This is a genomic window from Victivallis lenta (assembly GCF_009695545.1).
Classification (GTDB): domain Bacteria; phylum Verrucomicrobiota; class Lentisphaeria; order Victivallales; family Victivallaceae; genus Victivallis; species Victivallis lenta.
Genome location: NZ_VUNS01000002.1, coordinates 266,790 through 287,308, shown reverse-complemented (window position 1 = coordinate 287,308; position 20,519 = coordinate 266,790). Strand labels below are relative to the sequence as shown.

19 protein-coding genes are annotated in these 20,519 nt (G+C 62.9%); 15 read left to right on the top strand and 4 right to left on the bottom strand.

What is annotated here, in order from left to right; translation table 11 throughout:
• Positions 1–28 precede the first annotated feature (28 nt).
• The 7 genes from FYJ85_RS03205 to rsmA all read left to right on the top strand — a co-directional run bounded on the left by FYJ85_RS03205 (position 29) and on the right by rsmA (position 7,061).
• Positions 29–1,417 carry an ROK family protein gene (locus FYJ85_RS03205; RefSeq protein ID WP_154416971.1) on the top strand — a complete coding sequence of 463 codons (1,389 nt, stop codon included), beginning with the start codon at positions 29–31 and terminating at the stop codon, positions 1,415–1,417.
• Positions 1,418–1,552: 135 nt separating this feature from the next.
• Positions 1,553–2,998: an ATP-binding cassette domain-containing protein gene (locus tag FYJ85_RS03200; RefSeq protein ID WP_154416970.1), complete on the top strand. Its 1,446-nt coding sequence runs from the start codon at positions 1,553–1,555 to the stop codon at positions 2,996–2,998.
• Complete coding sequence (locus FYJ85_RS03195) at positions 2,995–3,945, top strand: ABC transporter permease (RefSeq protein ID WP_106054840.1); 951 nt, start codon at positions 2,995–2,997, stop codon at positions 3,943–3,945. The genes FYJ85_RS03200 and FYJ85_RS03195 overlap by 4 nt, the downstream gene beginning before the upstream one ends.
• A 332-nt stretch (positions 3,946–4,277) precedes the next feature.
• Positions 4,278–5,231 carry a substrate-binding domain-containing protein gene (locus tag FYJ85_RS03190; protein ID WP_206212946.1) on the top strand — a complete coding sequence of 318 codons (954 nt, stop codon included), beginning with the start codon at positions 4,278–4,280 and terminating at the stop codon, positions 5,229–5,231.
• A 1-nt stretch (position 5,232) separates the two neighbouring features.
• Positions 5,233–5,904: an alpha/beta hydrolase gene (locus tag FYJ85_RS03185; protein WP_177995580.1), complete on the top strand. Its 672-nt coding sequence runs from the start codon at positions 5,233–5,235 to the stop codon at positions 5,902–5,904.
• A 100-nt stretch (positions 5,905–6,004) separates the two neighbouring features.
• Positions 6,005–6,232: an FmdB family zinc ribbon protein gene (locus tag FYJ85_RS03180; RefSeq protein ID WP_106054843.1), complete on the top strand. Its 228-nt coding sequence runs from the start codon at positions 6,005–6,007 to the stop codon at positions 6,230–6,232.
• Position 6,233: 1 nt separating this feature from the next.
• On the top strand, positions 6,234–7,061 hold the full coding sequence (gene rsmA / locus FYJ85_RS03175; protein WP_158704227.1) for a 16S rRNA (adenine(1518)-N(6)/adenine(1519)-N(6))-dimethyltransferase RsmA: 828 nt from the start codon (positions 6,234–6,236) through the stop codon (positions 7,059–7,061).
• Between the two features lie 23 nt (positions 7,062–7,084).
• Here rsmA and FYJ85_RS03170 read toward each other — a convergent pair whose 3' ends face one another.
• Genes FYJ85_RS03170 through FYJ85_RS03155 form a run of 4 tightly spaced genes read right to left on the bottom strand, consistent with a single transcriptional unit; the run spans position 7,085 to position 13,530 of the window.
• The gene (locus tag FYJ85_RS03170; protein WP_154416967.1) at positions 7,085–9,658 is read right to left on the bottom strand and encodes a glycoside hydrolase family 71/99 protein; all 2,574 of its coding nucleotides are present in this window, start codon (positions 9,656–9,658) and stop codon (positions 7,085–7,087) included.
• Positions 9,655–11,613: a glycoside hydrolase family 71/99 protein gene (locus FYJ85_RS03165; protein WP_206212945.1), complete on the bottom strand. Its 1,959-nt coding sequence runs from the start codon at positions 11,611–11,613 to the stop codon at positions 9,655–9,657. The genes FYJ85_RS03170 and FYJ85_RS03165 overlap by 4 nt, the downstream gene beginning before the upstream one ends.
• Positions 11,610–12,728 (bottom strand): substrate-binding domain-containing protein, encoded by a 1,119-nt coding sequence (locus tag FYJ85_RS03160; protein WP_158704229.1) that lies wholly within the window; start codon positions 12,726–12,728, stop codon positions 11,610–11,612. Before FYJ85_RS03160 ends, FYJ85_RS03165 begins: the two co-directional genes overlap by 4 nt.
• A gap of 25 nt (positions 12,729–12,753) precedes the next feature.
• Positions 12,754–13,530, bottom strand: a complete 777-nt coding sequence (locus tag FYJ85_RS03155) for a prepilin-type N-terminal cleavage/methylation domain-containing protein (RefSeq protein WP_268878701.1) — start codon at positions 13,528–13,530, stop codon at positions 12,754–12,756.
• 351 nt (positions 13,531–13,881) lie between these two features.
• Here FYJ85_RS03155 and hisH point away from each other — a divergent pair, with 351 nt between their 5' ends.
• The 8 genes from hisH to FYJ85_RS03115 all read left to right on the top strand — a co-directional run bounded on the left by hisH (position 13,882) and on the right by FYJ85_RS03115 (position 20,518).
• Positions 13,882–14,499, top strand: coding sequence for an imidazole glycerol phosphate synthase subunit HisH (gene hisH / locus FYJ85_RS03150; protein WP_154416963.1), 618 nt, complete (start codon positions 13,882–13,884; stop codon positions 14,497–14,499).
• Positions 14,499–15,134 carry an endonuclease III gene (gene nth, locus FYJ85_RS03145; RefSeq protein WP_106054850.1) on the top strand — a complete coding sequence of 212 codons (636 nt, stop codon included), beginning with the start codon at positions 14,499–14,501 and terminating at the stop codon, positions 15,132–15,134. The genes hisH and nth overlap by 1 nt, the downstream gene beginning before the upstream one ends.
• Positions 15,134–15,796, top strand: a complete 663-nt coding sequence (locus tag FYJ85_RS03140) for a lysophospholipid acyltransferase family protein (RefSeq protein WP_106054851.1) — start codon at positions 15,134–15,136, stop codon at positions 15,794–15,796. The genes nth and FYJ85_RS03140 overlap by 1 nt, the downstream gene beginning before the upstream one ends.
• Before the next feature lie 103 nt (positions 15,797–15,899).
• Positions 15,900–16,109, top strand: coding sequence for a hypothetical protein (locus FYJ85_RS03135; RefSeq protein ID WP_106054852.1), 210 nt, complete (start codon positions 15,900–15,902; stop codon positions 16,107–16,109).
• 4 nt (positions 16,110–16,113) lie between these two features.
• On the top strand, positions 16,114–16,974 hold the full coding sequence (locus tag FYJ85_RS03130; protein ID WP_106054853.1) for a radical SAM protein: 861 nt from the start codon (positions 16,114–16,116) through the stop codon (positions 16,972–16,974).
• Positions 16,975–17,073: 99 nt separating this feature from the next.
• Entirely contained in the window at positions 17,074–17,865 is a 792-nt protein-coding gene (gene cpaB, locus FYJ85_RS03125; RefSeq protein WP_106054854.1) for a Flp pilus assembly protein CpaB, read from the top strand.
• A gap of 21 nt (positions 17,866–17,886) precedes the next feature.
• A complete protein-coding gene (locus tag FYJ85_RS03120; protein ID WP_106054855.1) occupies positions 17,887–19,632 on the top strand; it encodes a TadA family conjugal transfer-associated ATPase in 1,746 nt (581 codons plus the stop codon).
• A gap of 1 nt (position 19,633) precedes the next feature.
• The gene (locus FYJ85_RS03115) at positions 19,634–20,518 is read left to right on the top strand and encodes a type II secretion system F family protein (RefSeq protein WP_158704230.1); all 885 of its coding nucleotides are present in this window, start codon (positions 19,634–19,636) and stop codon (positions 20,516–20,518) included.
• Position 20,519 lies beyond the last annotated feature (1 nt).

Sequence of the window (20,519 nt, the reverse complement as noted above, 5' to 3'; positions counted from 1 at the left end):
GAACTTATCCGGTCGGAAAGGGGGAACGATGGCGATTCAGATTACGATGAAATGTGTGCCGGAGCTCGATCCGGAGTTTGTGCCGGCGGCGCTCTGGAACCGGGAGTACGGAAAGCTTGCCGCAGCCGATGCCGGCCGCCGCAAACTGGCGCTCTGCGTGGAACGGGCCAACGGCTGCGTGTCGCGCTTCGATACGGTGATCCTGGCCGATACGCCGGAGAACCGGGCGCTGAATCTGCGTTACGTCGAACGGATCGTCAAGTTCCTGCTCTGGGCGCGCGGCGGATGGAAGCTGACGGTCGCCGGAGCTCCGGAACTGGTCCCCGAGCTGGCGAAGATCTACTCCGCCGGCGGCGAACGGAAGTTCGATTATGCCGTGATCGGCAAAAAAATCTACGATCATCCGTTCACCGTCGTCGGCTGCGCGTATGAAGCCGCGCCGGAAGCGAAGGAGATCGGGCTCAGGCTCGGCGGCCATTTCGACGGCTGCCGGATCGGTTTCGACCTCGGCGGTTCGGACCGCAAATGCGCGGCGGTCATCGACGGCGAAACCGTCCACAGCGAGGAGGTCGTCTGGGACCCGTATTTTCAGGGCGACATCAATTATCACATCGAAGGGATCGTCGATTCGCTGAAGCGGGCGGCGGCCAGACTGCCGCGCATCGATTCGATCGGCGGCAGCGCGGCGGGCGTCTATGTCGACAACCAGCCGCGCATCGCGTCGCTGTTCCGCGGCATCCCCGAGGAACAGTTCGAATCGCGGGTGCGGCCAATTTTTCTCGAGATTGCGAAGCAGTTTCCGGGTGTGCCGTTCGTCGTGCTGAATGACGGCGAGGTGACCGCCCTGGCGGGCGCGGTCAGCATCGGCAGAAATGCCCTGCTCGGGCTGGCCATGGGGACCAGCGAGGCGGTCGGTTTCGTGACCCCGGAGGGGACGCTGACCGATCACCTGAATGAGCTTGCGTTCGCTCCGGTCGACTATCGTGAAACCGGAGCTCCGGTCGATGAGTGGTCCGGCGACGCCGGCGTCGGCGCGCTCTATCTGTCGCAGCAGGCGGTCGGGCGGGTCGCCGGAAAGGCCGGGTTCGAATTTCCGGCCGGGACGCCGCTGCCGGAGCAGCTCAAGCTGGTCCAGAAAGCGATGGAGTCCGGCGACGAACGCGCCGCGAAGGTCTATCGGACCGTCGGCTGCTATCTCGGGTATGCGGTCGCCCATTATGCGATGTTCTATCCGCTGGAGAATCTGCTCCTTCTCGGGCGCGTTTCGTCCGGCAGGGGCGGCTCGATCATCCTCGACAAAGCGCGTGAAGTGCTGGCCGGGGAGTTCCCGGAGCTGAAGGTCGAATTCCATATTCCGGACGAGGCGTTCAAGCGGCACGGCCAGGCGGTCATCGCCGCCACGCTGCCGGAACTCTAGTCCGGAGGGCGCGTATCTGGAGAACCGCCGCAGGGCTGTCCTTTCCGGGAAAGAGCGCCGGAAACCCGCGGGCCGATTTGCAAAAACGGTCCGCGGGTTTTATATTATCCGATTGACAATCAGGGAGAGAAACCGGTGCTCAGGGTTGAAAATCTGACCAAATGTTACGATGCCGAGAAGGCGCTCGACGGCGTGTCGCTCACGCTGGAGGCCGGCCGCATCCTCGGCCTGATCGGTGAAAACGGCGCCGGAAAGTCGACCTTTACGAAATGTCTGACCGGAGTCGTCAAACCGACCTCCGGCCGGATTGAGCTCGAACCCGGTGTCTCGGTCGGCTGGATTCCGCAGGAGTTCAACCTCGTCGAACACCTGACCGTGACCGAAAATATTTTTCTCGGCCGGGAGAGGAGTCGTTTCGGGCTGCTCGACCGCGCCGCAATGCGCCGGGAGGCCGCGCGGCGTCTCGCACGGCTTCATGCCGATATCGATCCCGATACGCCGGTCGCGGAACTGCCGCCCTCCGGCAAACAGATGGTCGAGTTCGCCAAGGCGCTCGATGAAAGTTACCGGCTGCTGCTGATGGATGAACCGACCACGATCCTGAACGCGGAGGAGACGCAGCGGCTGTTTGCGATCATGCGCGAATTCAAAGCTTCCGGCGGCTCGATCATCTACATCTCCCACAAGCTGGCCGAGGTGAAGGAGATCTGCGACGAGATCGCCGTGCTGCGGGACGGTACGCTCGTCAGCGTTTCTCCGGCTTCGGAGCTCGATCCGCCAGAGATGGCGCGGCGGATGGTCGGGCGCGAGCTCTCCCGCATGTTTCCGGACTCGCCGTCGAATCCGCCCGGAACGCCCGCTCTCGAGGTCGAACACCTGTCGAGCGGCCGGGCCGTGCGGGATGTGAGCTTTGTCTTGCGGCACGGGGAGATCCTCGGCGTTGCCGGGCTGGCCGGGGCCGGCCGCACCGAAATGGCCGAAGCGCTGATGGCGCTGAGACGCATCGACGGCGGCACGGTGAAGGTGAACGGCAGAGCCGTCCGTTTCCGGCGTCCCGCGGAGGCGGTCGCGGCCGGGCTTTCGTATCTGCCGGAGGACCGGCAGGGCTCCGGCATCCTCCCCGGCTTCACGATCGGGGAGAATATCACGCTTGTTTCGCTCGCGCGCTACTGCCGCGGGCTGCTGCGCCCGGCGGAGATCCGGCGGGCGGCCGAGGCGTATGTGAAGGAGTTCCGCATCAAGCCGGCCCGGCCCGATGCACTGCTTTGCGAACTCTCCGGCGGGAACCAGCAGAAGGTCGCGATGGCGAAGGGGCTTGATACGCGGCCGGAAATTTTTATTTTCGACGAACCGACCCGCGGAGTGGATATCGCGGCGCGGCGGGATATTTACGAATTTATCCGGAATCTTGCGAACGGAGGCGTCGCCTGCCTGCTGATCTCGTCGGACATGGAGGAGATCCTCGGCATGTGCGGCCGGGTTATGGTCATGCGCGCCGGCGCCGTCGCCGGATTCCGCTCGGGTGAAGAACTCACGCAGGAGGAACTGATGTATCTGGCAATCGGGGTGGAACGGCGATGAAGAAGATCAACTGGAGGAATCTGCTGGATTCGGGCGGAGTCTGGATTGCGCTGTTCGCATTTCTCGCGGTCGCTTCGGCTTCGAACGAATATTTCCGTTCGCCGCAGAATCTCATCAACATCACCCGGCAGGTGTCGTACAGCGGGATCATCGCGCTCGGCATGACCTTCGTGATCGCGGCGGGCGGCATCGACCTCGCGGTCGGGTCGCTCTTCGCGCTGGCCGGAGTCGTGTCGCTCTTCGCAATGAATTCGGCGGGCGGCTCCGAGGCGGTTCAGCTGGCTGCCGGATTCGGCGCGGCGCTCGGCGTCGGCGTCGCGGGCGGCATGCTGAACGGGGTGCTGGTCGGCGCGGCGCGGGTCCAGCCGTTCATCGTTACGCTCGGCACGATGTCGATCTTTCGTTCGCTCGCGCTCTATTTTGCGAATGCGGGGCTGGTGCCGACTTCGAATTCTCTTTACCAGCCGCTGGTTTCGGCGAAGGCGGCCGGGCTGCCGCTTGCGACGCTGGTCCTTTTCGGCCTCACCGCGGTTCTGGCCGTCGTGCTGCGGCTGACCCGCTTCGGACGGCACGTCTGCGCGGTCGGTTCGAACGAGCGGGTCGCCTGCTATTCGGCGATCCGGACCGGCGTGGTCAAGTTCTGGACCTATGTGCTGGTCGGCGGCCTGGCGGGGCTGAGCGCGTTTCTGCTCGGCGGCCGGCTGAATTCGATCAGCAGTTCCGGCGCCGGGCTCTCGTACGAGCTCGACGCGATCGCGGCGGTCATCATCGGCGGAACCGCCATGACCGGCGGCAAGGCGACGGTGCCGGGGACGCTGGCCGGCGTTCTGCTGCTCGGAATCGTTTCGAACGTGCTCGACATGTGGGGGATTTCGGTCAACCTGCAGGGGGCGGTCAAGGGGCTGGTCATCATTATCGCTGTGCTGATTCAGTACCGCCGGAAATAATGAAAGGTCCGGCGTATTTTTTTCTGGAATGCTGCGGGGCGTTCCGGAATATGATCGTCATATTTATCCAATACGGAAGGATGGGGCGATGAAAAAACTTTTTACTTTACCATCGAAAATAATAAAAGTTCTGGCGTATTTTCTTCTGGAATGCTGCGGGGCGTTCCGGAATATGATCGTCATATTTATCCAATACGGAAGGATGGGGCGATGAAAAAACTTTTTACTTTACCATCGAAAATAATAAAAGTTCTGGCGTATTTTCTTCTGGAATGCTGCGGGGCGTTCCGGAATGTGATCGTCATGTTTATCCAATACGGAAGGATGGGTCGATGAAAAAAATTTTTACTTTGTTCGGGGCGGCGCTGCTGGCGTTCGCGGTGGTTTCGTGCGGAGACGCGAAGGCGAAGAAGACGAAGATCGGCGTGTCGATTCCGGCCGCCGACCACGGCTGGACCGGCGGCGTGATCTACAGCGCCGAAGCGGCGAAGCAGAAGCTCGAAGCGGCGAATCCGGATTACGAGATCATCATCTCGACCGCGCGCGATGCGGCCGAGCAGGTCAACAAGATCGAGAACCTGCTTGTGCAGGGGGTCAGGGCGGTCGTCGTGCTGCCGCAGGAGCCGGGGCCGCTGACCAGCGTCTGCGAAGCTGCGAAGAAGCAGGGGGCGTTCCTCGTGACGGTCGACCGCGGACTCGACAAGCCGATTCAGGATGTCTACGTCGCGGGAGACAACGCCGGCTTCGGCCGCACCGCCGCGCAGGCGCTCGTGAAGGCGCTCGGCGGCGAGGGCGACATCCTCGTCATGGAGGGGATTCCGTGCGTGGTCAACACCGACCGCGTCGAGGCGTTCAAGGCTGAGATCGCGAAGCACCCCGGCATTAAAATCCTTGAGTCGCAGTCGGCCTACTGGGATACCGAGAAGGGGTTGAAGCTCATGGAGAACTACCTGCAGAAGTATCCGAAGATCGATGCGGTCTGGGTCGGCGACGACGACGTCCTGGTCGGCGCCCTGAAGGCGCTCGAAGAGTCGAAGCGCCGGGATGTGAAGCTCATGCTCGGCGGCGGAGGCGCGAAACTGATCGTCAAGCGCGTGCTCGACCGCGACCCGATCGTGCAGATGACCGTCACTTATCCGCCGAAGATGATCGAAGTCGGCATCGAAGCCGCGATCGACGGACTGAAGAACGGCGGCAAGGCGAAGGAGACGAAGATCGTGATGCCGTCCGAAGTCGTGACGCCGGAAAATGCGCAGGCGTTCTATTTCCCGGATTCGATCTACTGACATGCTGCTCACGCTTGCGACATACGCGGTCGGCGGCCGCCGGTTCGAGCATCTGCCGGGGAACCCGGAGCAGCCGGCGCTCGTGCTCGTGCACGGGCTGCTGCACCGCGGCATCGTCATGCGGAGCCTGGCGAAGTTCCTGAACGGCCGCGGTTACCCGGTCTATATCTACGACTATAAAACCACCCGCAGCGGGATCGTGGAGCATGGGCGGAAATTCACGGAATTCCTGCGGAGCCTGCCCGAAGAACGGGTCGGAATCGTGACTCACAGCATGGGCGGGCTCCTGACCCGCGTCGCCTTGTGCGGATTGTCCGGCACGCCGGAGGCGGCGAAGATCGGCCGCGTGGTCATGCTTGCCCCGCCGCACCACGGTTCTCAAATGGCGGAAGACGTTTCGCGCCGTTTTCCTCCTTCGAAGCTCATGGTGCGTCCGCTTGCGGAGCTGTCGAACCGGGAAGGCGCGGTCTGCCGGACCCTGCCGGTGCCGCGCGGCTTTGAAATCGGCGTTGTTGCCGGCGACGACGACGGCAAGGTGTCGATCGAATCGACGAAGCTCGACGGCATCGCGGACCACGTTGTCGTGCACGCGCGCCATGTTTTCATCATGTTCCTGCCGGAGACGCGCCGCCAGATCCTCGCCTTTCTCGACACCGGGCGCTTCCTTCATTGAATTGCCCGCATTTGGAAAAAGTGAAAGGCTCCGGCTGGAAAAATGGCGGGGAGCAGTGTAAATTAACCGGATGAGATGAATCGAGCGAAAGGATTGTTTTATGCCGATTTTCAATTATAAATGCAAGGCGTGCGGGATTGAGTGCGAGCTGCTCGTCCCCCGTTTCGACTCCGAGGCCGAGTGCCCGAAGTGCGGTTCCGCCGATCTCGAGAAGCTGCCGAGCCGGTTTGCGGCGGTGCTGAACAAGGGACCGCGTTCGTGCGCGAACCGTGATGTCTGCCCGTCGGCCCATAAATGCGGCGGCAGCTGCGGCTGCGGCGGTCACTGATATGAACAAGCAGCAGCTGACGGCGGCGCTGGAGTCGATCGGCATGCGTCCGGGGCGCGGCCTCGGACAGAACTTTCTGCTCGACGGGAATCTGCTCGATTACATCGTGCGGCTGAGCGCTCCGGGAAAGGGAGAGCGGATCCTCGAGGTCGGCCCCGGCTTCGGAGCATTGACTTCCCGGCTGCTCAAGGCCGGAGCCGAGGTTTATGCGGTCGAGTTCGACCACCGCATCGCGGAGTATCTGCGCACGCATATCGAAAAAGGGAACTTTCACCTGACCGAGGCCGACGCCTGCCGGGTCGATTACGTCGAACTGCTCGAAAACCGGCCGTTCCGCGCGATCGCGAATCTGCCGTATTCGATCAGTACGATCTTCATCGCCCGGATGCTCGATCTGCCGAATCCGCCGGAGTCGATGTTCTTCATGCTTCAGCGCGAGATGGGCGAGCGGCTGAGCGCCGTGCCCGGTACTAAAAATTACGGCGCGCTGTCGGTGCGGACCCAGTTGCGGTATGATGTGAAGCTCGAAAAGATCGTGCCGCCGGAGGTGTTTTTTCCGCCGCCGGAGGTCGATTCCGCCATCGTCTCGTTCCGCCGGCACGACCGCTATGCCGAAAAGCCGGAGCTCTGCCGGCTGCTGCCCGGCGTGGTCAAAACCGTCTTTGCGCAGCGCCGCAAACAGATGGGCAAGGTGCTCGGGCAGAATTACGGGAAGGAGAAGGCGGCCGCCGCGCTCGCGGCAGTGAACCTTCCGCCCGAGATCCGTCCCGACAAGCTTGCCGTCGACCAGTTCGCCGTCCTGACCCGGGCGCTCTTTGCGCTCGACTGAGCGCCGGGTCGCCGCACGGACGGTCAGAGTTCGGTGAGGACGATGTTGTCGATCAGCTGGCTCTGGTTGCCGCGCAGGTAGAGACGGCTGAAGCTCCGGAAGCTGTCGTCTTTGGCGGAGGCGACGACTTTGCCGTCTATTTTCAGCGTGAGGACGCCGCCGCGGAGCGTGAATTCAAACCGGGCCGGCTCCCCGGAGAGCGCGGGGTGTCCCGACGCCGTATTGGCGAGCCGTTTTCCGCCGATGTTCCAGTCGAGCGGTTTCTCTCCTTCCAGCTTCAGGATATGCACGAATCCGGTTCCCTCCGCGATGTCGGGGCGGGACGAATCCCAGCCCACGCCGTAGCCGCGTTTGCCTTCGGCGTCGGTCAGGGCGACGACGAGATAGCGCTGCGCGTTCTTGTGAATCGCGTCGAAGGTCAGCCGGAAGCCGTCTCCGGCCGGCCGGGGCAGTTCGCGGCAGACCAGCGTGTTGCCGAGTTCAAAGCGGCTCGAAGTCTCCTTGCGGACATACGGCTTGACCGCCGGCTTTCCGCCGGAGAGCGGTTTCCAGAGCTCGGGGCGGGAGCAGTTGTCGGCGAGCAGCGCGCCCGGAACTTCGAGTTCGGGCTCCTGCACGGCATTCGCGCCGCCCCGGTCGAAGAATTCGTAATTCGGCACGGCGTAGAGGACCGGACTCCCCCAGTTTCCGGCTGCGTCGCGGGCGCGGAGCCAGACGAAGTGCGCGCCGGGCGTGCCGAGAATCTCGTCCGGGAGCGTCAGATAAAAAGTCTTGATTTTCCCCTCTGCGTCGAACGGGACTCCGCCGGTGACGGTGCGTTCTTCGCGCGGTTCGCCGAGAATCGAGATGAGCCCGAGCTTCGCGCCGTCGGCGTTGAGCGTGAGCGGCTTCGACGCGAGGTCGACCGGGCGCGGATTGACGGCAACCGCCGTGCGCCAGCCGTTCCAGAGTGCGGCCGGAAACTGACTGTCGCGCGGATACGGAGTGAAGGAGAGCGTGCAGTCGGCCTGTTTTCCCCCGGTCGGTTCGCGCAGGAGAACCGGTGTCCGGTTGGCCATGCGGACCGTCACCTTCTGCATCGGATTCTCCGGATCGAACACGGTTGCCGTGCCGACCGCGAAGGTTTCCGGCAGTTTTTCGGGCTCCGGCACGGTGAATGCGATTTCTCCGCCCGGGAGCGGTACCGCGCGGCCCGGCGTGTAGCCGAAGAGGTTCTGCTGAAGCTCGCTCTTCGGCAGCTCGCTCCGGGGAACGAGAGCGCCCTGCGGTCTGCCCCCGGCGGACTGCGGTGCGAGATAGTAGAGATCGCCGTTCCAGACCGCTTCGAGCGCGGCGACTTCGGAGGCGGTGTCGCGGACGGTCACCGCAAGCGCACCGCCGCGGTTGTGGGAGCGTTCGATTTTCTCGACCAGCGGCCCGGCGCCGTCGCCGTAGCCGAGTTTCTCCCGGATGGTCGGGTGGACCGCCTCCTTCGGCGGGAGCGGCGGCGGAACGAATTCCCGGCCGCGCAGATGGGCGATGACGCGGCAGTAGAGGTACGGATCGCCGGAAAAGCCGTCGAAGTCCCAGCCGGGTTCGAAGTTTGCGCCTTCCTCCCAGTCGTTCCAGCTCGACAGCATGATGAAGTCCGGATTGCTCCGGAGCGAATTCAGGATCGTGGTTTCGAGCGTGCGTCCGCCGAGCCCGTACTGGGCGACGCCGGTCTGCCGCCACGGCTGGCTGGTGCCGTCGAATTTCGGATACTGCATGTCGGTGATCTTTTTGCCGAGTTTGTGCCCGGCGGAGAAGATATGGGCGGGGGCCTGCTCGTTCAGCTGCCAGGCGCGGGTCTCCTTGCTGCGGCGGTGATGGCTGGCGCCGTCGACCATCCAGGCCAGCTGCGGGATCTTCCCGAAGCGGTTGACTGCGCCGAAGATCATCCAGTGGACCGGTCCGGCGGCGGTTTCGACCTTCCGGAACATCGCCTCGAGCTCTTCAGGCTTCACGCTCCAGCCGTAGGTCTGGAAATAATAGACCGGTTTGCCGTCCACGCGGTAAAAACCGGGACTCGACGCATATTTTTTCAGGAAACGGATGATTCTCTGCGCCATGATTTCGGGGTTCTGCGATACCGAACCTTTGCGGAATGCGACTTCATCCATGAAAAAGACCGGGAATTTCTCTTCCGCGGCGATGTCGAGAATGGTCCGGATCATATCCTCGGGGGCTTCCTGGATGAATTCGATTCCTTTGCCGTTGTCGGGATGGATCATGACCGCGACCGAGTCCAGCCCGGCCGCTTTCATGCAGCGGATCTGCCAGCGGATGATGTCGGGATTGGCCGAATCGTAGAGCCCGACCAGCGGATAGCCGTTGCGGTTCCAGTCCAGCCGCCAGGGTTCGCCGGAGGCGGTCAGGGTCGAATCCATATGGGAGAAAGGCCGCCGGGAATCCGGGTACGGAAACCCCCACCAGATATGCCACTCCTGGATGTAGGTCGGTTTGTCTTTCAGGATGCCGAAGCTTTCCGGCCCGAGTTCGGGTCCGGCTGCTGCGGCGGTGAACAAGAGTGCGGAGGCCGAGCAGGCGACCGCGGCGAGTCTGGCAAACAGGTTCATTCGGATTCCTCCTGGGTTGGTGCGAACAGATGCGGAATGCCCGGGTTGCCGGCTTCGTCGTAGGCTGCCGCCACGAACGGCCGGGCCGGGTCAATGCCGGCCGGAACGGGGATTGCGCCGGAGGGGGCGGCGGAATGCTCCTCCATCTCCGGCGACCAGATGATGACCTCGTGAATGCGGCTTTTCCCCTTTTTGCCGGAGAGCCGGATCAGAAGGTCGCCCTCTTCCCCGCAGAATCGGTCCCCCCACGCCGGGACCCAGCTGAAGACCGAGCCGTCCGCCATCGGCAGCGTGACGCCGGAGTCGAGGTTGAGGGAACGGCGTTCCCAGCGTGAATCGATCCGGTAATTTTCATGGACGGAACGGTAGTTGACGGTCAGCTTCGTACCGGCCGGAACCGAATGGCGGATGCCGATCCAGCGCGGGGTTGCGGTGCGATTCGCAAGGCCGGGCGCGTAGAACCGGAGTTCCCGGCCGCCCTCGATGGTTCCGTCCGCATCCGGCGCGCTCCAATTTGCGAGGCGGAGCTTCTGCCCCCGGTATTCTGCGTCGCCGGGCGTCCAGCGGGCGAGATTGTCCTGAACCACTCTCAGAACGGCCGGAACGGGGCCGTCCTCCGCCCACGGCAGGGGGAGCGTTCCGTTCTGCGGGCGCACCCGTGCAAAGACCGGTCCGAGATCGCCCGGCGCGGTGTCGCCGTAGAGCTTATGGCGGATATACGGATCGACCTCCGCGCGGGGCGGCAGCGGGGCGGGGCGGAAGGTTTTGCCCTGCATCGCCGCGACGATCCGGCAGTAGCGGTACGGATCGCCGTTGAAACCGTCGAAGTCCCAGCCCGGTTCGATGAAGGCGCTCTCCTCGAAATCGTTCCATTGGGTGAAGATGTAGAAATCCGGCTTGAATTTCATCGTCCGCCTGACCGAATCTACGAAGAACATGCCGTTCTCGGCCGGAATCCGCCCGCGCCCCGGATTGCCGCGGTCGAAGTTGTTGTTGAAGCGCGTATAGACCATCATGCCGAACTTCTTGCCGTGTTTGCGGGCGAGCTTCACGGCGCGCTCCATCGAAGCGTCGAGCTTCTCCCACGGGTGCGGCCCGGCGCCGTGCGGCGGCGTATGGAGGAACCAGCTGTTGTTGTGCGACAGGACCGCCCTGATCTGCGGGATCCGGAAGGCCGCTTCGCTGTCGGGGCCCTCGTAGACCCAGTAGACCGGACCGGCCTGCTTTTCGACCTCCGCGAAATAGCGTTCGAGCTCGGGCGGTTTGATCCAGCCGTTCCAGTTCTGGAAGTAGTAGACCGGCAGGCCGTCCGTTTTGTACCAGCCCGGATGCTTTCCGTAACGCCTGACGAGAAGGGCTGTCCGGCGGACGCTGTTTTCGAAGAGCTGCGCCTTGGTGATGTTCGGCCGCCGGAAGGCGATCTCGTCGTGGATCGCTATGGGGTAGCCGAGTTCGGCCGCGATATCGAGCGCGCGCTCGAAAAGCGGCTGCGGCGTCAGGTCGGCGCCGTCGTCCCAGAGCGACGGCCAGAGGTGCAGATACATGCATTCGATTCCGGCATTGCGCGCGGTTTCGAGCTGCCAGCGGATGATGCCGGGGCGGCCGGGGTCGTAGGGGCCCGGCAGGGGATAGCCGGCGCAGTTCAGGTTTCGCCGCCAGGAACTGCCGGGACGGAGCTGTTCGATCGTGGTTGCCGGATCGTATCGGCCGAACTTCTTCTCCCCGTTCCAGTGCGTCCAGCGCGGAACGGTCGGCCGGTCGCCGTAAGGCACGCCGGTCCAGATATGCCACTCCCGCGCGAAGACCGGGACTTTCACGTTGAGTTTCGAGGCCGCTTCGACGGCGGCGTCTCCGGGAACGCTTTCGGCATACTGCCGGAGATGTTCGTCGCCGGGCGCCGCAAAGAGCGGGAAGGCGGCCGCTGCCGCCGCAAGGGTCAGGAGGGTTCGTTTCACGGCTGTCTCTCCGCGTTCAGGTCCCGGATGCTCTCCCGGGCGATGAATTCCATGTCGATGATGAACTCGCGTGACAGAGTGCGTTTCGGCTGCAGGATGATTTCCAGCGCGGTCCGGCAGATTTTTTCGTTGGAGGCGATCACGGTCGACAGGCTCGGGTAGGTGTACTCCTCGATCCCGGCATAGCTCTGGGCCGTGATGATGCTGACGTCGCCGGGACAGCTGCGGCCGCTCTCGAGCACCGCGCGCAGCGCCCCGATCGCGCCGGGGATCGTGTCCACCACGAGCCCGGTCACGTCCGGGGCGCGCTTCAGCACTTCGCGGGCCTGGACGCAGCCGTTTTTCATCGGGTCCTGCCAGAACTCGATCGAGCTGTCCGGCAGCACGAGGTCGCGCCAGCGGAACCGGTACTCCCGCACAGCCTCCTTCATGCCGCGGATGCACTCCTGCTGGGCGATCGACGGCGGGTCGTTCGGAATGAAGCCGATCCGGGTGTGTCCCGCCTGCAGCAGGGTCTTCATCTTCAGGTAGCCGGATTGAAAGTGATTGCTGCTGACCGTGCGGATGTTCCGGTAGAGCTTGATGTTGTCGAGCTCTCCGATGATGACGACCGGCACTCCGGTTTCGTCGAGCCGCTTCAGCGCGGATTTGGGCGTCGGCAGTCCGGCGTTCACGATGATGCCGAGCAGATTCCGGCAGTTGTCGGCCAGTTCGAAGAGTGAGTCGAAATCCGATTCCGGGTGGATTTTCATATTGACCACCTGCAGATTTTCGCGCATCGCCCCGATTTCCAGGGTGTGCAGCCGTTCCCACAGAGAGTACGAGAAGAAGTCGGGCGAGGCGATGAGGAGTTCGCCGCGCGCCCGGACCGGAAGCCGGGTCGAGGCGATTTCGCTGTCGCGCGGCATGATGAAGGTTCCGCTGCCGATCCGGCGGGAGAGGTAGCCTTCCTTGACGAGTTCTTCGAGCACCTTGGTCATGGTCGAGCGGCTGACGCCGAATTCTTCGGCCAGCCGGCGCTCCGGCGCGAGGCGGGTGCCGACATCCTGACGGCGGATACTCTCAAGCAGCGCCTCCTTGACCTGGCTGCGGGGGGAAACCGGTGTTGCAATCATGATAAAGTGTTCCTTGCTGCCGGTTCTAGGGGCCGACCCAGAGCCGCTTGGTTTGACTGACGGGGTCGACGCAGGCCGAGAAGGTTCTGCTGCAGGCGCTCCGGGTAGCCTCGACATGACCGTCGTGGAAGAGGACGTTGGCTTTGCCGCTGTGGGAGAGGCTCAGGCTTTCGAACGTCGCATAGACGACCTGGGTCATGCGCGCGCCGTTGTCCTGAAAATTGTCGAAGGTCGTGACGAACATCGAAGGCGACAGGTGCGAAAGCAGCTCTTCATTTTTATCCGTATAGGAGCTTCCCGGAGGTGCGACCGGGCGGAAGGAGTTGCCCGACGCCTTCCAGTAACCGTCCTGGTTCACATTGACTTTGTCCGATGTGTGGATGCCGCGTTTGGCATAACCCATGATCTCATGTTCGAATTTTCCGTACGGATGAGTTGCCGGGCATGCCGCGATCCAGTTGACCTGTTTGCGGGTCGTGTTGTAGTTCTGGATATAACCGAGATTCGCCATGCTGATCGTCCAGAAATTCGTGTTCAGGGTGCCGGAAACCGCCGTCTGCGGGGCGGCTTTGAGGCGCGGCCCGTAGAGCCACCCCTCGTAGTCCTGTCCGTACTGGGCGTCTCCGATGCCGATCTGCTTGAGGTTGCTGGCGCAGTTCGCCGTCTTGGCGCGGTCGCGCGCCTTGTTGAGTGCCGGCAGCAGCATGGAGGCGAGAATCGCGATGATCGCAATAACGACCAGAAGTTCAATCAATGTGAATCGGAATCTTTTAATATGCAATATGTTACGATGATTGCGCATGCGTTTCATTTGGGGATTTTTCCTTTCTTTGAAGTTTCCGTGCGATCAGAGGTCCGAATGGCTGTGCCTATTCCATACTTGTACGCGATAATCGTCGTGCTGCATCTGCCCGGTGCGACATACTGTTTCTCCTTCATCCGGTGTGAACCGCCAAATTCAGATCAATTTGATTTTTCAGTAAATGGATTAATCCAATTTTGTTGTCAATATTATGATCGATTTTATTGAAAATGTCAAGAGCGGAACGGAATATTTTCGGAAAAATGGAGAATTTGGCCGGGGTTATGGAAAAAACGGCGCTCCCGTGCTATATTATCGCTTCATCAAATCGATTGCAGGAAGGGAAGATTCATGGCCGTTGCGCTTCTCGATTACAATATGGGCAACCTCGGCTCGGTGCGGAAGGCGCTCGAGTTCGTCGGCGCCGGGGTCGAGGTGGTCGAGTCCGGCGCCGGGCTGGCGAAGTTCGGCTGCTGCATTCTCCCCGGCGTCGGCAACTTCGGCGACGGAATGGAGAATCTGAAACGGCGCGGCTTCGACCGGGCGATTCCGGAATTCCTGGCGCGGGGCGGCTATTTCTTCGGCGTCTGCCTCGGCATGCAGATGCTGCTCGAGTCGAGCGAGGAGGCGCCCGGAGCGGCGGGACTCGGCATTTTTCCGGGCGCCGTCGTGCGTTTCCCGGCCGGGAGGGAGAAGGTCCCGCACATGGGCTGGAATTCGGTGTCGTTCCGGCCGGACTCCCCGCTCGGAGCCGGAATGCCGGAGGGGAGCTGTTTCTATTTCGTCCACTCCTACTATGTGCCGGTGAATGCCGCGTTCACGGCGGCGGCGAGTGAATATATCGTGCCGTTTTCGGCCTGCATCGGAAGCGGGCGCTGCTTTGCGGCGCAGTTCCATCCCGAAAAAAGCCAGCGCTGCGGGTTGCGGCTGCTGGCCAATTTCCTGCGGTTGGCGGGGGAGGTGAAGTAATGGCGACGAAAGCCCAATGGAAGAAGCTTTATGACGATCTGTATGCGCTGTACGGTGATCTCTGCTGTCCGCTCGACCATGTGACGCCGTTCCGGCTGCTCTGTTCGGTCATGCTGTCGGCGCAGTGCCGCGACGACCGGGTCAACGAGATTACGAAGGAGTTGTTCCGGGTCGCGCCCGATCCGGCTGCGATGGCGGCGCTCGAGGTTTCGGAGATCGCGGAGATCATCAAGGCGTGCGGACTCTACCGCAACAAGAGCGAAAACCTTTCGAAGACCGCGAAAATGCTGCTTGACGAGTTCGGCGGCGAGGTGCCGCGGACCATGGACGAACTGACCCGGCTGCCCGGCATCGGCCGCAAGAGCGCGAACGTCGTGCTCGGCAATGCGTTCGGCATTCCTGGGTTTCCGGCCGACACGCATGTGATCCGGGTGCTGAACCGGATCGGCTATGTTTCGACGCCGGACCCGGTCAAGATCGAGGCCGAAGTCAATGCAGGGACGCCGCCTGAGCTCTGGACCAATTTTTCGCATCTGATCATCGTGCACGGCCGCCGCGTCTGTCACGCCGGGAACAGGCCCGAGTGCGACCGCTGCCCGCTGACCGACCGCTGCCGCTATTTCAAGGAACACTGATGGGTTATTTCAAGCAGAAATTCCGCAGCGTCAAGAAGCTGCCGACCTGGATCTACTGGCTGCCGGCCCGGCTGATGCAGCTCTATGTGCGCACCTGCTTCCGGATCCGGGTGGTGGACCCGAACGGCTATATCGAAAATGCGAAGGGCGCCGTGTCGGTCACCTGGCACAACCGGCTCATGTTCTTCGCCGTGCTGTTTCCGGCCGGAGCGCGGAAACGGACCGTTGCGGTGGTCAGCGCCTCGCGTGACGGGCAGTATATTGCGGACTTCATTTCGATTCTCGGACTCAAGAGTCTGCGCGGCTCCTCCTCGAAGAAGGGGGCGAATGCGTACCGGGCCGGGATCAAGGCGGTCAGAGAGGGGTACAACGTGAGTTTTACGCCGGACGGTCCGCGCGGTCCGCGCTATGTCATGAAGACCGGCCCGATCTCCCTTGCGTCGGTCACCGGCACCGGCGTCATCCCGATCTCGGTCAACGCCTCGCGCTGCTGGTCGGTCCGGAGCTGGGACGGGTTCCAGATTCCGAAGCCGTTCTCTACCCTCACGCTGATTCTCGGCGACATGGTCATGATTCCGCCCGATCTTGACGAGGACGGGCTGGAGCTCTACCGCGAAAAGGTCGAAGCGGCGCTGATGGCCATCACGGCCGACCCGGCGTAACGGACCGGAGAACCGTTTTACGATCTTTTTACGTTTTCCGGTTGCATTCGGCTGTTCCGGTGATATTGTGTTGTCAGTCATCAAAATATTCCGGGAGGTGCTTATGCGGAAATTCCTGTTGAAACTGCTGGTGCGCTGTTCGGTTCCGCTGTCGCTGGTTCTGGCTTTGTTCGGCACGGGCGGCTGTTCCGGCGGCGACGGGGAACGGCAGGCGCTTGCCGGCGATATTGCGCCGGCGCCGGAGGCCGCGGTCCCGACCATATTGGGGAAGCCCGCGCCGCTGCCGGCCGCCGGGGAGGAAACCGGGAAGTGATGCGATGAGCGGCATTCCGGATTCCGCGATCCTCGAACTTACGTTCAACTGCAATCACTCCTGCCTGTTCTGCTACGCGCCGTGGCTGGAGGAGCCGTCGCTGTACGGCCGCGAGCTGTCGATTCCGGAATGGATCGAAGTCGCGGAGTTGCTGATCCGGCGCGGCGTCCGCCGTTTCACGCTCTCCGGAGGCGAACTTCTGTTGAAGGAGGGGGTGACGAAACTGATCGATTTTCTGGCCGCGCACCCGGAACGGCCGCACTTCACGCTCTATACGAACGGAAGCCTCGTTACGCGCGAACTGGTCGAACGGCTGCGGGGGACGCGCGGCGACTTCGCGTTCAGCCTGCCCGGAATCCGCTGCTACCGCGCGCTGACCGGCTCGACCTGGAGCGTTGACGGCCTGATCGACCTCTTCGACCTCTGCCGGAACCGCGGCGTGCCGTTCGGCGTCGGCATTGTGGTGACCCGTCCGGCGCTGCGGGAGTGGAAGCAGTTGATTTCGCTCGCCGTCCTCTCCGGCGCGGCGACGGTGCAGATCGGCCCCTTTCTGGCCGAAGGGCGAGGGCGGTTCCATCCGGAGCTGCTGCTGACCTGCCGGGAGGCGGTCCGACTCGGGGAGGAGGTGCGGCGCTTCTCCCGCAAATGCCCGGTTCCGCTGCGGTTCGCGGGGGAGCTTTTCTGCTCCTGCCGCAGCGATGCAGCCTGCATCAGGCCGCCGGGGGTGCCGGAAGATTATCGGCCCGCTCCATGTTCGGTCGAAGAACGGTTTCTGGTGGTGGGGCCGGCCGGGAAGTGCCGCCGCTGCCTCCATCTGCCGGAGGAGGCCGGCGATGTCCGCCGGTTCGCCGGTATGGCAAACTGATGAAAACTCTCGCTCCGCGACTGGACATTTGCTTTTCGCGCGTATATATTCCCTTGTATATAAGCGGAAGATTCGATCCATACTCATACGGGAGCGGTTATGCGGCATAAAATGTTGTTGCTCGGGGCGGTGCTGTTCGGCGTCATCGCGTTTGTCCTCACCTATCAGCAGCTGGAGGCCGAGCGGCGCAGCATCCGCGGCACGTCGGAGACCGTCATGCTGATCCGGCTGACCCGCGACAAGGCCGAAGGCGAGGAACTGCGGCAGGAGGACCTGGCCCGCTATGAGGCCCAGCGCCGTCCCGGGGAAGGCGGCATGAGCCGCGACATTCCGTGGACGGAAGCCTCACGCGTCGTCGGCCGCCGTCTCGAAGTGTCGATGCGGGCGGGGCAGACGCTCCAGAGCACCGACCTCAAGCCGATTTCGCAGCGGCAGGGGTTCTCCGGCGTGATCCGGCAGGATTACCGCGCGGTCTCGATTCCGGTCGACTCGGTTTCGTCGGTCAACAACCTGATTCAGCCGAACGACAATGTCGACGTGATCGGCACGTTCCGCTTCCCGGACGTGCGCGGCGACAGCTCGCTCGACACGGTGACCCTGACCATCCTGCAGGACGTGAAGGTTTTGGCGGTCGGCAACCGCTGGGGAGCCGCTTCCCTCGACCCGACCGGCAACCGGACCTACGGCACGGTCACGCTGCTGCTTTACCCGGAAGAGGTCGAAATGATCGTGTTCGCCTCCCAGAAAGGGAAACTGACGCTGTCGCTCCGCAACTTCGAGGATGAACGCATCGAGCGCAACATCGAATCGCGCAGCGTGAACTTCAAGCTGCTCGAGCAGGAGATTCCGAAGTACAACCAGAAGCGTCAGGAACGCCGGTCGTACAAATAGGCGGGAAGAGGAGGCGAAACGATGCTTGAACTCGAGATCCTGCAGCCCGGCGTACCCGCCGCCGCGGCCCAGCTTCCGCCCGGCGCTTACCTGGTCGGTTCCGGCGCGGAGTGCCACATCCGCCTGAAACGGCCGGAGATATCGAGCCGTCACGCCCAGCTCATCGTGCGCGACAACCGGCTTCTCGTCATGGACCTCGGCAGCCGGAACGGAACCGGGATGGAGGACGGCAGCACGCTGTTTCCGAATCAGCCGTATGATATTCCGTTCGGTACGAAGATCAGAATCGGCAAGGCCGTGCTGCGGGTGAGGCCGCAGGCGGAGCCGGTGAAGCAGGGCGCCGCAGTTCCGCCGGTCCCGGCCGCGCGTCCCGGTACGGCGGCGTTGCGGCCGGAAGAGCCGAAGCTCCGGCTGGACGGCCTGACTCCGGCCAGACAGGAGATTCCGGTGCTCCGCGTCTCCGGCATTCCTGAGAAGCTGCGCCCGATTGTGCAGGAGATCAAGAAGCAGGCGCACCGCGAGCTCCTGAAGCGGCTGAACCTGAAGAAGCTCGCCGTCTCCGGCGTCAGCGGCGAAGACCTCGCGCGGCAGGCCCGGAGCATGATCCGGGAGATTCTTTCGCAGCTGACCATTCCGCTGCCGCCGGAGATCGACCTGCCGCTGGTTGAAAAGGAGCTGTTTCAGGAGGCGGTCGGACTCGGCCCGCTCGAAGCGCTCATCGAGCGCGACGACCTCACCGAAATCATGGTCAACGGCCCGGATCAGGTGTTCGTCGAAAAGAACGGCATCCTTTACCGGACCGATACGGCATTTGCTGGCAGCAGCCAGGTGCTTTCGGCGATCGAGCGCATCGTCTCCCCGCTCGGGCGGCGCATCGACGAGAGTTCCCCGATGGTGGACGCCCGGCTGCCGGACGGCAGCCGCGTGAATGCGATCATTCCGCCGCTGTCGCTGGTCGGGCCGACCATCACGATCCGTAAATTCTCGCGCAAGCCGCTGCAGGCCGAGGATCTCGTGCGTTTCGGCTCGGTTTCGCCCGAGATCATCCGCTTTCTCGCGATCTGCGTGGCGGTGCGGAAAAACATCCTGATTTCAGGCGGCACCGGCTCCGGCAAGACGACGCTGCTGAACGTTCTGAGCTCGTTTCTGCCGAACAGCGAACGCATCGTCACCATTGAGGACGCGGCCGAACTCCAGCTCCATCAGGAGCATCTGGTCCGGCTTGAATCCCGTCCGCCGAACGTGGAGGGCAAGGGGGCGGTCACGATCCGCGACCTGGTCCGCAACGCGCTGCGCATGCGCCCCGACCGGATCGTCGTCGGCGAGTGCCGCGGCGGCGAGGCTCTGGATATGCTTCAGGCCATGAATACCGGCCACGACGGGAGCTTGACCACGATCCATGCGAACAGCGCGCGCGACGCGCTCGCCCGCCTCGAGACCCTCGTGCTGATGGCCGGCTTCGACCTGCCGCTGCGGGCGATCCGCGAACAGGTCGCTTCGGCGATCCAGATCGTCGTGCAGATCAACCGGGAGCGCGACGGGAGCCGCAAACTGGTCAGCGTCAGCGAGATCACAAAGATGGAGGGCGACGTGATCACGATGCAGGACCTCTTCGTTTTCCGGCAGACCGGATGGGATGAAGAGAATCGGATCGTCGGCGTTTACGAACCGACCGGAGGGCTGCCTACCTTCCTCGACGAGATCGAACGGGCCAAGATCGCCTGCGACATCGGCATGTTCAATCCGAAAAAGCGGGAGGAGTCGTGAAATGCTGAACAACTCTTTCTGGCCGAGTCTGTTTGCGTTTTGCAGCGTGTTTTTCGCCACGCTGGTGCTGATCGAGTTCGGCATCTACGTCGCCGGGCGTTACCGCGAGCGTTTTCTCGAAGAGGCCGGGACCGAACTGGACGACGTCCTGATCCAGATGCCGGCGGGCCGGGTGCTCGACATCAGTCTCGGGCTGGCGACGGCGGGCGTCATCGCCACGGCGATTCTGCTTTCGACCCAGGTGGAGTCGTTTTCGTGGAAGTGGGGGGCGCTGGTCGCGTTCGGCGTCGGGGCGGTGCTCTTCATGGTTCCGCGCATCATTCTGCGTTATTTGAAGAAGCGGCGGCTCCGGAAATTCAATATCCAGCTCGAAGAGGCGCTCGGCATCATATCGAGTTCATTGAAAGCCGGTTTCAGCATCAACCAGGCGCTCGATGAGGTCGCCGGGCAGAATATCCATCCGGTATCGGTCGAATTCCGGCTTCTGACGCAGGAAATCCGTCTCGGCGTACCGCTCGAGCAGGCGCTTGAGAACATGAACAGCCGGCTCGGGTCGGACGACTTCGAGCTCGTGGCCACCGCCGTGCTGACCGCGCGTCAGACCGGCGGCGAACTGACCGGCACGCTCGAGCGCGTGGCGGCGCTGATCCGCGAACGGGTCAAGATTGCGAACAAGGTGCGGGCGCTGACCGCCGTCGGCCGGCTGCAGGCGATCATCATTGCGGCCATGCCGTTTTTCCTGCTGTATATGATGACGCGCGTGAGTCCGGAGCTGATGGGGGAATTCCTGCACAGCTTTGCCGGGGTCATGGCGGTTATTCTCGTGGTGATCCTCGACTTGCTCGGATTCCTGTGGATCCGCAAAATCACGACCATTGAAGTATGAG

Coding starts and splice junctions, on each gene's coding strand:
- FYJ85_RS03180 (WP_106054843.1), top strand. CDS start 6,005: ATGCCGATTTTCAATTATAAATGCAAGGCGTGCGGGATTGAGTGCGAG.
- nth (WP_106054850.1), top strand. CDS start 14,499: ATGGCGACGAAAGCCCAATGGAAGAAGCTTTATGACGATCTGTATGCG.
- hisH (WP_154416963.1), top strand. CDS start 13,882: ATGGCCGTTGCGCTTCTCGATTACAATATGGGCAACCTCGGCTCGGTG.
- FYJ85_RS03160 (WP_158704229.1), bottom strand. CDS start 12,728: ATGATTGCAACACCGGTTTCCCCCCGCAGCCAGGTCAAGGAGGCGCTG.
- FYJ85_RS03170 (WP_154416967.1), bottom strand. CDS start 9,658: ATGAACCTGTTTGCCAGACTCGCCGCGGTCGCCTGCTCGGCCTCCGCA.
- cpaB (WP_106054854.1), top strand. CDS start 17,074: ATGCGGCATAAAATGTTGTTGCTCGGGGCGGTGCTGTTCGGCGTCATC.
- FYJ85_RS03140 (WP_106054851.1), top strand. CDS start 15,134: ATGGGTTATTTCAAGCAGAAATTCCGCAGCGTCAAGAAGCTGCCGACC.
- FYJ85_RS03205 (WP_154416971.1), top strand. CDS start 29: ATGGCGATTCAGATTACGATGAAATGTGTGCCGGAGCTCGATCCGGAG.
- FYJ85_RS03120 (WP_106054855.1), top strand. CDS start 17,887: ATGCTTGAACTCGAGATCCTGCAGCCCGGCGTACCCGCCGCCGCGGCC.
- FYJ85_RS03115 (WP_158704230.1), top strand. CDS start 19,634: ATGCTGAACAACTCTTTCTGGCCGAGTCTGTTTGCGTTTTGCAGCGTG.
- FYJ85_RS03155 (WP_268878701.1), bottom strand. CDS start 13,530: ATGCGCAATCATCGTAACATATTGCATATTAAAAGATTCCGATTCACA.
- FYJ85_RS03130 (WP_106054853.1), top strand. CDS start 16,114: ATGAGCGGCATTCCGGATTCCGCGATCCTCGAACTTACGTTCAACTGC.
- FYJ85_RS03190 (WP_206212946.1), top strand. CDS start 4,278: ATGAAAAAAATTTTTACTTTGTTCGGGGCGGCGCTGCTGGCGTTCGCG.
- FYJ85_RS03185 (WP_177995580.1), top strand. CDS start 5,233: ATGCTGCTCACGCTTGCGACATACGCGGTCGGCGGCCGCCGGTTCGAG.
- FYJ85_RS03135 (WP_106054852.1), top strand. CDS start 15,900: ATGCGGAAATTCCTGTTGAAACTGCTGGTGCGCTGTTCGGTTCCGCTG.
- rsmA (WP_158704227.1), top strand. CDS start 6,234: ATGAACAAGCAGCAGCTGACGGCGGCGCTGGAGTCGATCGGCATGCGT.
- FYJ85_RS03195 (WP_106054840.1), top strand. CDS start 2,995: ATGAAGAAGATCAACTGGAGGAATCTGCTGGATTCGGGCGGAGTCTGG.